Here is a 14,686-nt window from a genome sequence, read left to right on the forward strand (position 1 = left end):
TGAAAGATGCGCCACAAAAAAAGAAACCCGGCATATGCCGGGTTTCTTCATCCGAAATCCGTTGCCTTCAGGCAGCCTGGATATTCGAAGCCTGCTTGCCCTTCGGGCCTTGGACGACCTCGAAGCTTACCTTCTGGCCTTCCTTGAGGGTCTTGAAACCCTGCATGTTGATGGCCGAGAAGTGCGCAAACAGATCTTCACCGCCCTCGTCGGGAGTGATGAAACCGAAGCCCTTCGCGTCGTTGAACCACTTAACGATACCAGTTGCCATTTTCCTACTTCCCCTGTCACACAGTCGCTGCTACTTACCACGAGCACGCTCGAAAAGCTAAACGACCGGAAAATACAGCCGTTCCCCCCTCACAAGCTCACCTTCGGCCTCTTTCATTTCGCCGTCAGACGAATTGAAAAAAGTGCCAGCTTGATTGTTGGCGCTCTTTATTGGAGTGTCAAGTGGAATTTTTAGACGGTTGGAGGGTCGTTGTAAAGAACCCATTTTCAGGGTTTTTCCGGCTTTGCTTTGCAGCATGTGGCCAAGCGCGGGGGCTTGAAAAGCCGCATAATCGGCTCATATACCAGGCTCGAGTGACACGCGTTCGAGTCGTCCCGGCTTGTGGGATACTGGATGCGGACACGACGTTCCGGTGCGACTCCCCCTGACGGTTCGTGTTCCGCGCCATGCGTGAAAGCCGGCACCGCAGCCGGCTTTCGTATGGCGCGAGGGCGATCGCGTGTTCCGGGATACCGGGGAGGGCGCCGGCCGGTCGGTCGGGTAATGGCAGGATTGCGGGCCTGTCCGAGTTGTTTAGAATGGGTGTATGGCGATTATCCCGGACAAGCAGGACAGTACCGTCCTGGAACGCAAGCAGCAGAAGCTGAAGCCGCCTTCGATGTACAAGGTGGTGCTGCTGAACGACGACTTCACGCCGATGGAATTCGTCGTGATGGTGGTCCAGGAGTATTTCAAGAAGGATCGCGAGACGGCCACGCAGATCATGCTGAAGGTCCATCGCGAAGGGCGAGGGGTTTGTGGGGTCTATACGCGGGACATCGCGTCGACCAAGGTTGAGCAAGTCGTTACCCATGCGCGGCAGGCAGGGCATCCGCTGCAGTGCGTGATGGAGGAAGCATGATTGCCCAGGAATTGGAAGTCAGCCTGCACATGGCGTTCATGGAAGCACGCCAGGCGCGCCATGAGTTCATTACGGTCGAGCACCTGCTGCTGGCCCTGCTGGATAATCCGACGGCAGCCGAGGTGTTGCGCGCATGTGCGGCCAACATCGAGGACTTGCGTCAGAACCTGCGCAATTTCATCCACGACAACACACCTACCGTCCCGGGCACCGACGATGTCGATACCCAGCCGACGCTCGGGTTCCAGCGCGTGATCCAGCGCGCGATCATGCACGTCCAGTCGACGTCGAACGGCAAGAAGGAAGTCACCGGCGCGAACGTGCTGGTCGCGATCTTCGGCGAGAAGGATTCGCACGCCGTCTACTACCTGCAGCAGCAGGGCGTCACGCGTCTCGACGTGGTGAACTTCATTTCGCACGGTATCGCGAAGACGAACAGCGGCGAAGCCGCGAAGTCGACCGACGCGAACGCGGAAAGCGAGGACGCGAACGCGCAGAAAGAAACGCCGCTCGCGCAGTTCACGCAGAACCTGAACCAGATGGCGAAGGACGGCCGCATCGATCCGCTGATCGGCCGCGAGCCGGAGGTCGAGCGCGTCGTGCAGGTGCTGTGCCGTCGCCGCAAGAACAACCCGCTGCTCGTCGGCGAAGCCGGCGTCGGCAAGACCGCGATCGCCGAAGGGCTCGCGTATCGGATCACCCGCGGCGAAGTGCCGGACATCCTCGCGAACGCGCAGGTGTATTCGCTCGACATGGGCGCGCTGCTCGCGGGCACCAAGTATCGCGGCGATTTCGAGCAGCGTCTGAAGACGGTGCTGAAGGAGTTGAAGGAGCGGCCGCACGCGATCCTCTTCATCGACGAAATCCATACGCTGATCGGCGCGGGCGCCGCGTCGGGCGGCACGCTCGATGCATCGAACCTGCTGAAGCCGGCGTTGTCGTCGGGCACGCTCAAGTGCATCGGCGCGACGACGTTCACCGAGTACCGCGGCATCTTCGAGAAGGATGCGGCGCTGTCGCGGCGCTTCCAGAAGGTCGACGTGACGGAGCCGAGCGTCGAGCAGACGGTCGCGATCCTGCGCGGGCTGAAGTCGCGCTTCGAGGAGCATCACGGCGTCAAGTACTCGTCGGGTGCGCTGTCGGCCGCGGCCGAACTGTCGGCGCGCTTCATCACCGACCGTCACCTGCCGGACAAGGCGATCGACGTGATCGACGAGGCGGGTGCCGCGCAGCGGATCCTGCCGAAGTCGAAGCAGAAGAAGACGATCGGCAAGGGCGAGATCGAGGAAATCATCTCGAAGATCGCGCGCGTGCCGGCGCAGAGCGTGTCGCAGGACGATCGCAGCAAGCTGCAGACGCTCGATCGCGACCTGAAGAGCGTCGTGTTCGGCCAGGATCCGGCGATCGATGCGCTCGCGGCCTCGATCAAGATGGCGCGCGCGGGCCTCGGCAAGATGGACAAGCCGATCGGCGCGTTCCTGTTCTCCGGCCCGACGGGTGTCGGCAAGACCGAAGTGGCGCGCCAGCTCGCGTTCACGCTCGGCATCGAGCTGATCCGCTTCGACATGTCGGAATACATGGAGCGTCACGCGGTGAGCCGGCTGATCGGCGCGCCGCCGGGCTACGTCGGGTTCGACCAGGGCGGCCTGCTGACCGAAGCCGTCACGAAGAAGCCGCATTGCGTGCTGCTGCTCGACGAAATCGAGAAGGCGCATCCGGACATCTTCAACGTGCTGCTGCAGGTGATGGACCACGGCACGCTGACGGACAACAATGGCCGCAAGGCGGATTTCCGCAACGTCATCATCATCATGACGACGAACGCGGGCGCCGAGTCGATGCAGAAGGCGACGATCGGTTTCACGACGCGCCGCGAAACGGGCGACGAGATGACCGACATCAAGCGCCTGTTCACGCCGGAATTCCGCAACCGCCTGGATGCGATCATCAGCTTCCGCTCGCTCGATGAGGAAATCATCATGCGTGTGGTCGACAAGTTCCTGATCCAGCTCGAGGAACAGCTGCACGAGAAGAAGGTCGACGCGCTCTTCACCGACACGTTGCGCAAGCATCTCGCGAAGCACGGCTTCGACCCGCTGATGGGCGCGCGGCCGATGCAGCGGCTGATCCAGGACACGATCCGGCGCGCGCTGGCCGACGAACTGCTGTTCGGCAAGCTCGTCAACGGCGGTCACGTGACGGTCGACGTCGACGAAAGCGACAAGGTGCAGTTGTCGTTCGACAAGCTGGCGAATCCGCCGCACAAGCCGAACGAAGAGACGGTCGAAGTCGAGTAAGCGATCATTCGTAGTTCATGCGAACGGCGCGGGAAGTTCTCCGCGCCGTTTCGTTTTATCCGGCGCCGGCGGCGCGATGGTGGTGCAGGGGAGTGGTAACGCAGTGACACAACAACAACGGTCGTTCGACGATATCGTCGCGCGCGAACAAGGGTTGCGCCACGCGCTGACGTCGGGGCAGATGGCGATGATCGCGATCGGCGGCGCGATCGGCACGGGGCTGTTCCTCGGCAGCGGGTTCGCGATCGGGCTCGCCGGCCCGAGCGTGCTGGTTTCCTATGCGATCGGCGCGCTGATCGCGCTGCTGCTGATGGGCGCACTCGCGGAAATGACCGTCGCGCATCCGACGGCCGGCTCGTTCGGCGCGTATGCCGAGCATTATGTCGGCCCGCTCGCGGGCTTCCTGGTGCGCTATGCGTACTGGTTCGCGGTCGTGTTCGCGATCGGCACCGAGATCAGCGCGATCGCCGTGTTCATGAAGTACTGGTTCCCGGCCGTGCCCGGCTGGTACTGGGTGATCGGCTTCTCCGCGCTGCTGATCGCGGTGAACCTCGCGAGCGTCACGCTGTACGGGACGGTCGAATACGCGTTCTCGTTGCTGAAGATCGCGGCGATCGTCGTGTTCATCGTGCTCGGCGCGTTTCTCGTGTGGTCGGCGCCGGCCGCATCGGGCATCGGTTTCGCGAACTACACCGCGCACGGCGGCTTCATGCCGAGGGGGCCTTGGGGTACCTGGGTCGCGGTGATCGTCGCGATTTTCAGCTACATGAGCATCGAAGCCGTCGCGATCGCGGCCGGCGAGGCGCGCGATCCGCAGCACGCGGTCACGCGCGCCTTCCGCTCGACCGTGTTCCGGCTCGTGCTGTTCTACCTGCTGACGCTGTCGCTGATGCTGGCGATCGTGCCGTGGACGCAGGCCGGCACCGACGAAAGCCCGTTCGTGAAGGTGATGGCCGCGACGCACGTGCCGTATGCGGCGGGCGTGATCAACTTCGTGCTGCTGATCGCGGCGCTGTCGGCGATGAACAGCCAGCTCTACGTGACGACGCGGATGATGTTCAGCCTGTCGCGCGCGCGCCTCGCGCCGGCGGTATTCGGCCGGCTGGGCGCGAACGGCGTGCCGCGCGCCGCGCTATGGATTTCGACGAGCGGCGTCGCGGTGGCGGCCGTGCTGGTTGCGCTCGCGCCCGACACCGCGTTCACCGTGATGATGGCGATCGCGATGTTCGGCGCGCTGTTCACGTGGCTGATGATCTTCGTCACGCACCTGCGCTTCCGTTCGAAGTATCGGGGCCCAGCGCTCGCATTCCGGATGTGGGGGCACCCGTTCGGCAGCCTGCTCGGCGCGGCGCTCGTCGCGGCGATCCTGCTGACAACCGCTTTCACGCGCGAATTCCGGATGACGATGGTGGTCGGCGTCGTGTTCGTCGTGCTGCTGACGCTCGCCTACGCGCTGCATTACCGGCACCGGCACGCGCGCTGATCGTGCGGCCCGGTTTTTCGTGCTGCGTGGCTCAGTGGCGGCCGGTGCTGCCGAAGCCGCCTTCGCCGCGATCGCTCTCGGTGAATTCGTCGACGATGTTGAACTGCGCCTGCACGACCGGCACGATCACGAGCTGCGCGAGCCGTTCGAACGGGTTCAGCACGAATTCGGTCTGGCCGCGGTTCCACGTCGAGACCATCAACTGGCCCTGGTAGTCGGAATCGATCAGGCCGACGAGGTTGCCGAGCACGATCCCGTGCTTGTGGCCGAGGCCCGAGCGCGGCAGGATCAGCGCCGCATAGCCGGGATCGGCGAGGTGGATCGCGAGGCCCGTCGGCACGAGCGTGGTTTCGCCCGGCTTCAGCGTGACCGGGGCGTCGAGGCACGCGCGCAGGTCGAGGCCGGCGCTGCCGGTGGTCGCGTAGGCGGGCAGGTAGTCGCGCATGCGCGCGTCGAGAATCTTCAGGTCGAGTTTCATGCGGTCGTCGAATCGGTCGGGAAGGGCGCGGCGGCCAGTGCCGCCGCGCGGGATCAGATCAGGCGATTGTCGGGCAGGCGCTTCGCGATTTCCGCGACGAGCGCGTGCGCGAGTTCGTCCTTGGGCGCGCGCGGCAGGCGCGTGAGGCCGGCGGCCTCGAACAGCACGACTTCGTTGTCGTCGCGCCCGAACGTCAGCGGGCCGAGGTTGCCGACGAGCAGCGGCACGTTCTTGCGCTTGCGCTTCTCGTCGCCGTGCACGTCGAGGTCGCCGCTTTCGGCCGCGAAGCCGACGCAGAACGGCGGATCGGGCAGCGCGGCGACCGACGCGAGGATGTCGGGGTTCTCGACGAACGCGAGCGCCGGCATCTTGCGGTCGGCCGTCTTCTTCATCTTGTGCTCGGCCGGCTGGTCGACGCGCCAGTCGGCGACCGCCGCCACCGCGATGAAGATGTCGGCATCGGCGACCGCCTGCATCACCGCGTCGTACATTTGCTGCGCAGTCTGCACGTCCTGGCGGGTCACGCCCCACGGCGTGTCGAGCGCGACCGGCCCGGCGACGAGATGCACGTCGGCGCCCGCCTGCTGCGCGGCGCGCGCGAGCGCGAAGCCCATCTTGCCGCTGGAGCGGTTCGTCAGGCCGCGGACCGGGTCGAGCGGCTCGAACGTCGGGCCGGCCGTGATCAGCACGCGCCGGTGCGCGAGCACTTTCGGCGCGAAGTGCGCGACGATCGCTTCATAGATCGCCTCGGGCTCGAGCATGCGGCCGTCGCCGACTTCGCCGCATGCCTGCGCGCCCGAGTCCGGGCCGAGCACCGATACGCCGTCCGCGCGCAGTTGCGCGGCGTTGCGTTGCGTGGCCGGGTTCTGCCACATCTGGCGGTTCATCGCGGGCACGACGAGCAGCGGGCAGTCGCGTGCGACGCACAGCGTCGACAGCAGGTCGTCGGCGAACCCGTGCGCGAGCTTCGCGAGGAAATCCGTCGACGCGGGCGCGATCACGATCGCGTCGGCTTCGCGCGACAGGTCGATGTGCGCCATGTTGTTGTCGATGCGCGCGTCCCACTGGCTCGTATAGACGGGCCGCCCCGACAGCGCCTGCATCGTGACGGGCGTGATGAACTGGGTGGCGGCGTCGGTCATCGCGACCTGCACGGTCGCACCGGCCTTCACGAGCAGCCGCGTGAGTTCGGCGATCTTGTAGCAGGCGATGCCGCCCGTCAGGCCGAGAACGAGGTGTTTTCCTGCGAGTTCTGCGTGTGCCAACTCAGGCCTCCTGGGGTCAAACGGAACGGCCGGCGCGAAGCCGGCCGTCGACACGGAGTATGCGCGCTCAGCGCGAGCCGCGCACGCGCCGCAGCTCGTCGTAGACCAGCAGCACCGCGCCCACCGTGATCGCGGAATCGGCGAGGTTGAACGCCGGGAAGTGCCACGCGCCGAGATGGAAATCGAGGAAGTCGATCACGTGACCGTAGACGAGCCGGTCGATCACGTTGCCGAGCGCGCCGCCGAGGATCAGCGCGAGCGACAGGCTGAACAGGCGTTGCTGGCCGTGACGGCGCAGCAGGAAGCAGATCACGAGCGTCGCACCGATGCCGAGCGCGGTGAACGCCCAGCGCTGCCAGCCGCTCGCGGCCGACAGGAAGCCGAACGCGGCGCCGCGGTTGTACACCAGCACGAGATTGAAGAACGACGTCAGCGCATGCTGCGCGCCGTACGCGAACGTTTTCAGGATCGCGATCTTCGACAACTGGTCGAACAGGATCACGATCAGCGAAATGCCGAGCCAGGGCGCGAGCGCGCCGCTGGCCGGTTTCGACAGGGTCTTCGCCATATTTATGCAGCGCTCCGGATTTCGCCGTTTTCAAACAGGTTCGAGAAGCAGCGGCCGCACAGCGTCGGATGATCGGCGTGCGCGCCGACATCTTCGCGGTAGTGCCAGCAGCGTTCGCACTTCTGGTACTTCGACGCGGCCACGTCGACGCTTTCCTGCGCGTCGTCGTCGACCTTGACGACCGTCGCGGCCGACGTGATCAGCACGAACTTCAGATCGTCGCCGAGGCTCGTCAGCGCGTCGTAGCGCGCGCCGCTCGCATGCACGGCCACTTCGGCCTGCAGCGACGAACCGATGCGGTTCGCGGTGCGCGCTTCCTCGAGCGCCTTCGTCACGTTGCCGCGCACGTCGCGCAGCAGCGCCCACTTCTCGATCAGCGCGGCCGCGCCGGCGACTTCCGGATACGCATAGTAGGTCTCCGTGAAGATCGTGTCGCTCGCCGGCTGGAACACCTTCCACGCTTCTTCCGCCGTGAACGACAGGAACGGCGCGAGCACGCGCAGCAGGCCTTGCGTCAGGTGGTACAGCGCCGTTTGCGCGGAGCGGCGCGCGCGCGAATCGGCGGCGCTCGTGTACAGGCGATCCTTCAGCACGTCGAGGTAGAAGCCGCCGAGATCCTCCGAGCAGTACGTCTGCAGCTTCGCGACGACCGGGTGGAACTCGTACTTCTCGTAGTGGCCGAGCAGTTCCGTCTGCAGTTGCTGCGAGAACGCGACCGCGTAGCGGTCGATCTCGAGCCATTCGTCGACCGGCACCGCGTGCTGCGCGAAGTCGAAATCCGACAGGTTCGCGAGCAGGAAGCGCAGCGTGTTGCGGATGCGGCGATAGCCTTCCGTCACGCGCTTCAGGATTTCCTCGGAGATCGCGAGCTCGCCCGAATAGTCGGTCGACGCGATCCACAGTCGGATGATTTCCGCGCCGAGGCGGTTCGCGACTTCATGCGGGTCGATGCCGTTGCCGAGCGACTTGCTCATCTTGCGGCCTTCGCCGTCGACCGTGAAGCCGTGCGTGAGCAGGCCCTTGTACGGCGCGCGGCCGTCGAGCATCGATGCCGTGAGCAGCGACGAGTGGAACCAGCCGCGGTGCTGGTCGGAGCCTTCGAGGTACAGGTCGGCCGGGAACTGCAGCTGATCCTTGTGCGAGCCGCGCAGCACGTGCCAGTGCGTCGTGCCCGAGTCGAACCACACGTCGAGCGTGTCGCGGTTCTTTTCGTACAGGTTCGCGTCGTCGCCGATCAGCTCGCGCGGGTCGAGCGATTGCCATGCCTCGATGCCCGACTGCTCGACGCGCTTCGCGACTTCCTCGAGCAGCTCGAGCGTGCGCGGGTGCAGCTCGCCGGTTTCCTTGTGCACGAAGAACGCCATCGGCACGCCCCACTGGCGCTGGCGCGACAGCGTCCAGTCGGGACGGTTCGCGATCATGCTGAACAGGCGCTGCTTGCCCCACGACGGGTAGAACGCGGTCGCGTCGACGCCTTCGAGCGCCGTCTCGCGCAGCGTCTTGCCGCCGTCGCGCGGCGCCACGTCCATGCCGGCGAACCATTGCGACGTCGCGCGGTAGATGATTGGCGTCTTGTGGCGCCAGCAGTGCATGTAGCTGTGCGTGTACTTCTCGCTGCGCAGCAGCGAGCCGGCCGCGTTCAGCGCGTCGACGATCTTCGGGTTCGCGTCCCAGATCGACAGGCCGCCGAACAGCGGCAGCGACTCGATGTAGCGGCCGTCGCCCATCACCGGGTTGATGATGTCGGAATCGGTCATCCCGTGCGCCTTGCACGACTGGAAGTCCTCGATGCCGTACGCGGGCGACGAGTGCACGACGCCGGTACCCGTATCGGTCGTCACGTAGTCGCCGAGGTAGACGGGCGCGGTGCGCTGGTAGCCGGGGTGGGCCGACGCGAGCGGGTGGTGGAAGCGCAGGTTCGCGAGCTTCACGCCGGGTGCGGTCGCGACGACGCGGCCGGTCAGCTTGAAGTCGGCCATGCAGGCTTCGACGCGCTCCTGCGCGATGATCAGCAGCCCGCGCTCGGTGTCGACGAGCGCGTAGACGATTTCCGGGTGGAGGTTCAGCGCCTGGTTGGCGGGAATCGTCCACGGCGTGGTGGTCCAGATCACGATGCCGCCTTCGGCGCGCGGCAGCGCCGGCAGGCCGAACGCGTGCGCGGTCTTTTCCGGCTCCGCGAACGCGAACATCACGTCGATGGTCGGGTCGGTGCGGTCCTTGTACTCGACCTCCGCTTCCGCGAGCGCCGAGCCGCAGTCGAAGCACCAGTTCACCGGCTTCAGCCCGCGATACACGTAGCCCTTCTCGATGATCTTGCCGAGCGCGCGGATCTCTTCCGCCTCGTTCACGAAGTTCATCGTCTTGTACGGGTTGGCCCAGTCGCCGAGCACGCCCAGGCGCTTGAAGCCGACCTTCTGCTTCTCGATCTGCTCGGTCGCGTACGCGCGCGCCTTGCTCATCACTTCGGCCGCCGGCAGCGACTTGCCGAACTGCTTCTCGATCTGGATTTCGATCGGCATCCCGTGGCAATCCCAGCCCGGCACGTACGGCGCGTCGAAGCCGGCCATGTTGCGCGACTTGACGACGATGTCCTTCAGGATCTTGTTGACCGCGTGGCCGAGGTGGATGTCGCCGTTCGCATACGGCGGGCCGTCGTGCAGGATGAACTTCGGCCGGCCCTTGCTGGCCGCGCGGATCTTGTCGTAGATGCCGCGCTCTTCCCACTCCTTGACCCACTGCGGCTCGCGCTTGGGCAGGTCGCCGCGCATCGGGAACGGCGTGTCGAGCAGGTTGACCGGATACTTGGCCTGCGGTTTCGAATCGGCTTTCTTGTTGCTCATGATGGGATCGCTATCTAAATCGGGGGACGCTCGGGCGTCGTGAATCGGGTAGGCGCGCGAGCAGGCGCGCGAGGGTGCGGCGCCAGGGCGCCGCCGTCCGGATCAGCTAATTCGGTCGGTGGCCGACGTCGCGAAGCCCGTCGCCCGGCTGCCCGGCGCACGGTCGCGCTCGATGAAGTACGCGCGCGCGTTCGCGACGTCCAGCGCGATCGCGCGCGACAGCGCCTCGAGATCGTCGAACTTCGCCTCGTCGCGCAGCTTCTTCAGGAATTCGACACGGACCAGCTTGCCGTACGCGTCGCCGTGCCAGTCGAGCAGGTGGACTTCGAGCAGCACGCGGCCCGAATCGTCGACGGTCGGGCGCAGCCCGAGGCTCGCGACGCCCGGTAGCGGCTCGGGGCCGAGGCCGTGCACCTGCACGACGAAGATGCCCGCGAGCGCCGGCCGCTTGTGCGCGATCGGCAGGTTCAGCGTCGGGAAGCCGAGATCGCGGCCGAGCTTCAGCCCGTGCGCGACGTGGCCGCTGATCGCATAGCCGTGGCCGAGCGCCTGCGCGGCCGCGTCGAGATCGCCCGCGGCGAGCGACGCGCGCACGCCGGAGCTGGAAATGCGCGTGCCGTCGCTGCCGGCCACCGTGCCCATCTGCTCGACCTCGAAGCCGTGCTGCTCGCCGGCCGCCTTCAGCGTGTCGAAGGTGCCCGCGCGCTTCGCGCCGTAGCAGAAATCGTCGCCGACCATCATCCAGCGCGTGTGCAGCCCGTTCACCAGCGTGCGCTCGACGAACGCCTGCGGCGACTGGCTCGCGAACGTGTGGTTGAAGTGCTCGACGACGACGCGGTCGACACCGTGCTCGCGCAGCGCCTCGAGCTTGTCGCGCAGCATCGCGATGCGCGGCGGCGCGCCGGCCGGATTGAAGAATTCGCGCGGGTGCGGCTCGAACGTCATCACGCACACGGGCAGGCCGCGCGCGTCCGCCGCCGCGCGCACGCGCGCGAGCAGGGCCTGGTGGCCGCGATGGACACCGTCGAAGTTGCCGATCGTCAGCGCGCACGGGGCGCGGCTCTCGGCGTTGGGCAGGCCGCGGAAGACTTTCACGATAGCGGATGCAGCGTCGGGGAATGAGCGGTGGAATGCCGCAAAGCAGAAGATTATAAACGTTCGGGCGGGCCGACGGCCGAGAAGGCGGGAAACGCGAGGGCGAATGGTAAAATTCGCGGATGAAAAAACTCGTGATCCTGATTTCCGGTCGCGGCAGCAACATGGAGGCCATCGTCCGCGCGTGCGCGCAGGAACGCTGGCCGGCCGAGATTGCCGCCGTGATCGCCAACCGGCCCGATGCGGCCGGACTGGCTTTTGCCGCGTCGCACGGGGCGGCGACGGCGGTGGTCGACCACCGGTCGTTCGACGGCCGCGACAGCTTCGACGCGGCGCTCGCCGCCGAGATCGACCGTTTCTCGCCCGATCTCGTCGTCCTCGCCGGCTTCATGCGCATCCTGACGCCCGCATTCGTCAGACGATACGAAGGCCGGCTGCTCAACATCCATCCGTCGCTGCTGCCGAGCTTCAAGGGCACCCACACGCACCAGCAGGCGCTCGACGCCGGCGTCGCGCTGCATGGCGCGAGCGTGCATTTCGTCATTCCGGAGCTCGACAGCGGCGCGATCGTCGCGCAGGGCGCGGTGCCCGTGCGCGCCGGCGACGACGCGGCCGCGCTCGCGCGGCGTGTGCTGGCGGTCGAGCATGTGCTGTATCCGCGTGCGGTGCGCTGGTTCGTCGAGGGGCGGCTGCGCCTCGAGAACGGCCGCGCAGTGGTGGCGCCCGACGAGGCGCGCTGGATTTTCGCGGATCAACCGCATACCGAAACGAGTGAGGGCGTATGAAGCTGCACGGATTCCTGATCGGCCAGACCGAGACTTTGCTGGCCGAGGTGCTGAAATTCGCCGGCCCCGCCGACGCGACGACGAGCCGGTTCTTCCGTGCGCACCCGAAGCTCGGGCACGCGGAGCGCGGCGTGATCGCCGAGGCCGTGTTCGCGGTGCTGCGCCGGAAGATGGAGTTTTCGCATCTGGCCGAGAGCGGCACCGGCACGCCCGCGCGGCGCCTCACGCTGCTGGGCCTGATGCAGACGGTCGGTCGCAATGCGCTGAAGCCGTTCCTGTCCGACACCGAGTCGGCATGGCTCGAACACGTGTCGAAGATCGATCCGGCGAGCCTGCCGGTGCGCATCCGCACGAACCTGCCCGACTGGATTCACCAGGCGCTGTCGGCCCGTTTCGACGCCGAGGAGCTCGCGCAGCTCGCCGCCGCGCTGAACTACCCGGCGCCGCTCGACCTGCGTGCCAACGCGCAGAAGGCGACCCGCGACCAGGTGATCGACGCGCTGCGCGCGAGCGGCATCGATGCGGGCGCGACGCCGTTCGCGCCGTTCGGCGTGCGCGTGGTCGGCAAGCCGGCGCTGACGCGCCTGAAGCTGTTCGAGGAAGGCGCGATCGAGGTGCAGGACGAAGGCAGCCAGCTGCTGTGCTCGCTGGTCGCGCCGCGGCGCGGCGAAATGGTCGTCGATTTCTGCGCGGGCGCGGGCGGCAAGACGCTCGCGCTCGGCGCGATGATGCGCTCGACGGGGCGCCTCTATGCGTTCGACGTGTCGGAGAAGCGCCTCGCGAAGCTGAAGCCGCGCCTCGCGCGCAGCGGGCTGTCGAACGTGAACCCGGTGCTGATCGACAGCGAGCACGACGCGAAGATCAAGCGGCTCGCCGGCAAGATCGACCGCGTGCTGGTCGACGCGCCGTGCAGCGGCCTCGGCACGCTGCGCCGTAATCCCGACCTGAAGTGGCGCCAGACGCGCACCGCGATCGACGAGCTGACGCCGAAGCAGGCGTCGATCCTCGCGAGCGCCGCGCGCCTCGTGAAGAAGGGCGGCCGGCTCGTCTACGCGACCTGCAGCGTGCTCGATGCCGAGAACGAGCGCATCGTCGAACAGTTCCTCGCCGATCATCCCGAGTTCGTGCTGGTGCCGGCGCAGAAGGTGCTGGCCGACCAGCGCGTCGAACTCGAGACGGGCGACTACCTGTCGCTGTGGCCGCACCGTCACGCGACGGACGGCTTCTTCGCCGCGGTGCTCGAACGCCGCGCCGCGCAGTAACGGCTGGCCGGACGGACGATGGAGAGTCTGCAGAGCCGCCTGCTGTCGCGCCGGCTGGCATCGGTGATTCGCGATTTCCACCAGCCGGTGATGATCTGGCAGGCGGCGATTCTCGTCGGTGCGCTGTGTCTCGCGTGGGTGGCCGCGCGCTTCGTGCACGCTCGGATCGATGCGCGGCGCCGGGCGGCCGGACGCGCGCCGGGCGCGGGCGCGCAAAGCCTGAAGCGTGCGTTGTTTCCGTTATTCGGCGGCGTGTTCGTCGGCGGCGCGCAGCTCGCGTTCGAGCCGTTCATGTCGACGTCGCTGCTGTCGCTCGCGCTCGTGCCGCTGTTCGGCATCGGGCTGATCTACGTGCTGTTCTTCTTCGCGCGGCGCGTGTTCGCGCGCGACGGCCACACGCACGCGTGGCTGTCGGTCGTCGAGAAGATCGTGTCGACCGTCGTGTGGGCCGCGATGGTGATGACCGTGCTCGGCATCCAGCGCGACGTGCTCGGCTGGCTCGACAGCGTGCAGTTCCGGGTCGCGACCGCGCACCTCACGCTGCTGTCGGTGATCTCCGGCGCGCTGTGGGTGTGCGTGACGCTGATGGTCGCGATGTGGCTCGGCTCGGTGCTCGAGGATCGCCTGTCGCGCGCGAGCACGCTCGATGCGAACCTGAAGGTCGTGCTGTCGCGGGTCGGCCGCGCGCTGCTCGTGTTCGCGGCGATCCTGATCGGGTTGTCGCTCGTCGGCATCGACGTGACGGTGCTCGGCGTGTTCGGCGGCGCGGTGGGCGTCGGCCTCGGGTTCGGGCTGCAGAAGATCGCGAGCAACTACGTGTCGGGCTTCATCATCCTGCTCGACCGCTCGCTGCGGCTCGGCGATGCGATCAGCGTCGGCGGGCTGCAGGGCGTCGTCACGCAGATCCGCACGCGCTACACGGTCGTGCGCGGCCTCGACGGCAACGAGACGCTGATCCCGAACGAGAAGCTGATCACCGACGTCGTGCAGAACCAGTCGTCGTACCTGACGCGCGGCTACGCGAAGGTCGCGGTGCAGGTCGCCTACACGAGCGACGTCGAGCAGGCACTCGCATTGCTTGCCGAAGCCGCGAAGGACGTGCCGCGCGTGCTGGCCGAGCCGGCGCCGACGCCGTACCTCGCGAGTTTCGGCGCGGACGGGATCGACCTGGAGCTGGGCTTCTGGATCGAGGATGCGGCGAAAGGCACGTCGGGCGTGCGTTCGAGCGTGAACCGCAACATCTGGCGGCTGTTCGGCGAGCACGGGATTTCCATTCCGTTTCCGCAGCGCGAAGTGCGCGTGGTCGGGCTGCCGGACGGCTTTCCCGCGGCCGCAGCGGCGGCCGGGCGCGATCCGGCTGCCGCCAACGGTGCGCTGGACGCTCGCGCGCCGGCGGCATAGCGCTCGCGGCCGGTCAATCGTACCGATTTCGCGGTCGAAACCGGATCGCAGGCCTTTCCCAGTCCGCCCATGGACCGCG

12 protein-coding genes are annotated in these 14,686 nt (G+C 66.9%); 6 read left to right on the forward strand and 6 right to left on the reverse strand.

Annotated elements, in window-relative coordinates; genetic code table 11:
- Positions 1–67 precede the first annotated feature (67 nt).
- Complete coding sequence (locus QZM15_RS21690; RefSeq protein WP_004196460.1) at positions 68–271, reverse strand: cold-shock protein; 204 nt, start codon at positions 269–271, stop codon at positions 68–70.
- A 547-nt stretch (positions 272–818) separates the two neighbouring features.
- On the opposite strand from QZM15_RS21690, the gene clpS reads away from it, so the two are divergent.
- From clpS to QZM15_RS21705, 3 genes are all read left to right on the forward strand, one after another.
- Positions 819–1,133 (forward strand): ATP-dependent Clp protease adapter ClpS, encoded by a 315-nt coding sequence (gene clpS, locus QZM15_RS21695; protein ID WP_006398529.1) that lies wholly within the window; start codon positions 819–821, stop codon positions 1,131–1,133.
- The gene (clpA, locus tag QZM15_RS21700; RefSeq protein WP_302107230.1) at positions 1,130–3,430 is read left to right on the forward strand and encodes an ATP-dependent Clp protease ATP-binding subunit ClpA; all 2,301 of its coding nucleotides are present in this window, start codon (positions 1,130–1,132) and stop codon (positions 3,428–3,430) included. Before clpS ends, clpA begins: the two co-directional genes overlap by 4 nt.
- Before the next feature lie 103 nt (positions 3,431–3,533).
- Positions 3,534–4,913: an amino acid permease gene (locus QZM15_RS21705; RefSeq protein WP_302107231.1), complete on the forward strand. Its 1,380-nt coding sequence runs from the start codon at positions 3,534–3,536 to the stop codon at positions 4,911–4,913.
- Positions 4,914–4,944: 31 nt separating this feature from the next.
- Here the strand turns inward: QZM15_RS21705 and dut are convergent, their stop codons facing one another.
- The 5 genes from dut to QZM15_RS21730 all read right to left on the reverse strand — a co-directional run bounded on the left by dut (position 4,945) and on the right by QZM15_RS21730 (position 11,159).
- A complete protein-coding gene (gene dut / locus QZM15_RS21710; protein ID WP_060966753.1) occupies positions 4,945–5,391 on the reverse strand; it encodes a dUTP diphosphatase in 447 nt (148 codons plus the stop codon).
- 53 nt (positions 5,392–5,444) lie between these two features.
- Positions 5,445–6,656, reverse strand: coding sequence for a bifunctional phosphopantothenoylcysteine decarboxylase/phosphopantothenate--cysteine ligase CoaBC (coaBC, locus tag QZM15_RS21715; protein WP_059646201.1), 1,212 nt, complete (start codon positions 6,654–6,656; stop codon positions 5,445–5,447).
- A gap of 67 nt (positions 6,657–6,723) precedes the next feature.
- A complete protein-coding gene (gene lspA / locus QZM15_RS21720; protein WP_099316742.1) occupies positions 6,724–7,224 on the reverse strand; it encodes a signal peptidase II in 501 nt (166 codons plus the stop codon).
- A gap of 2 nt (positions 7,225–7,226) precedes the next feature.
- Entirely contained in the window at positions 7,227–10,064 is a 2,838-nt protein-coding gene (ileS, locus tag QZM15_RS21725; protein ID WP_059576856.1) for an isoleucine--tRNA ligase, read from the reverse strand.
- 102 nt (positions 10,065–10,166) lie between these two features.
- Entirely contained in the window at positions 10,167–11,159 is a 993-nt protein-coding gene (locus QZM15_RS21730) for a bifunctional riboflavin kinase/FAD synthetase (protein WP_302107232.1), read from the reverse strand.
- Between the two features lie 122 nt (positions 11,160–11,281).
- Here QZM15_RS21730 and purN point away from each other — a divergent pair, with 122 nt between their 5' ends.
- From purN to QZM15_RS21745, 3 genes are read left to right on the forward strand one after another with little or no spacing between them, the layout of a single operon-like run.
- A complete protein-coding gene (gene purN / locus QZM15_RS21735) occupies positions 11,282–11,944 on the forward strand; it encodes a phosphoribosylglycinamide formyltransferase (protein ID WP_302107233.1) in 663 nt (220 codons plus the stop codon).
- Positions 11,941–13,206: an RsmB/NOP family class I SAM-dependent RNA methyltransferase gene (locus QZM15_RS21740; RefSeq protein WP_059646213.1), complete on the forward strand. Its 1,266-nt coding sequence runs from the start codon at positions 11,941–11,943 to the stop codon at positions 13,204–13,206. The genes purN and QZM15_RS21740 overlap by 4 nt, the downstream gene beginning before the upstream one ends.
- Positions 13,207–13,224: 18 nt before the next feature.
- A complete protein-coding gene (locus QZM15_RS21745) occupies positions 13,225–14,607 on the forward strand; it encodes a mechanosensitive ion channel family protein (RefSeq protein ID WP_226290192.1) in 1,383 nt (460 codons plus the stop codon).
- Positions 14,608–14,686 lie beyond the last annotated feature (79 nt).

The sequence above is a fragment of the Burkholderia sp. AU44665 genome (genome assembly GCF_030504405.1).
GTDB classification, from domain to species: Bacteria; Pseudomonadota; Gammaproteobacteria; order Burkholderiales; family Burkholderiaceae; genus Burkholderia; species Burkholderia semiarida.

Coding starts and splice junctions, on each gene's coding strand:
- QZM15_RS21690 (WP_004196460.1), bottom strand. CDS start 271: ATGGCAACTGGTATCGTTAAGTGGTTCAACGACGCGAAGGGCTTCGGT.
- clpS (WP_006398529.1), top strand. CDS start 819: ATGGCGATTATCCCGGACAAGCAGGACAGTACCGTCCTGGAACGCAAG.
- clpA (WP_302107230.1), top strand. CDS start 1,130: ATGATTGCCCAGGAATTGGAAGTCAGCCTGCACATGGCGTTCATGGAA.
- dut (WP_060966753.1), bottom strand. CDS start 5,391: ATGAAACTCGACCTGAAGATTCTCGACGCGCGCATGCGCGACTACCTG.
- lspA (WP_099316742.1), bottom strand. CDS start 7,224: ATGGCGAAGACCCTGTCGAAACCGGCCAGCGGCGCGCTCGCGCCCTGG.
- ileS (WP_059576856.1), bottom strand. CDS start 10,064: ATGAGCAACAAGAAAGCCGATTCGAAACCGCAGGCCAAGTATCCGGTC.
- purN (WP_302107233.1), top strand. CDS start 11,282: ATGAAAAAACTCGTGATCCTGATTTCCGGTCGCGGCAGCAACATGGAG.
- QZM15_RS21740 (WP_059646213.1), top strand. CDS start 11,941: ATGAAGCTGCACGGATTCCTGATCGGCCAGACCGAGACTTTGCTGGCC.
- QZM15_RS21745 (WP_226290192.1), top strand. CDS start 13,225: ATGGAGAGTCTGCAGAGCCGCCTGCTGTCGCGCCGGCTGGCATCGGTG.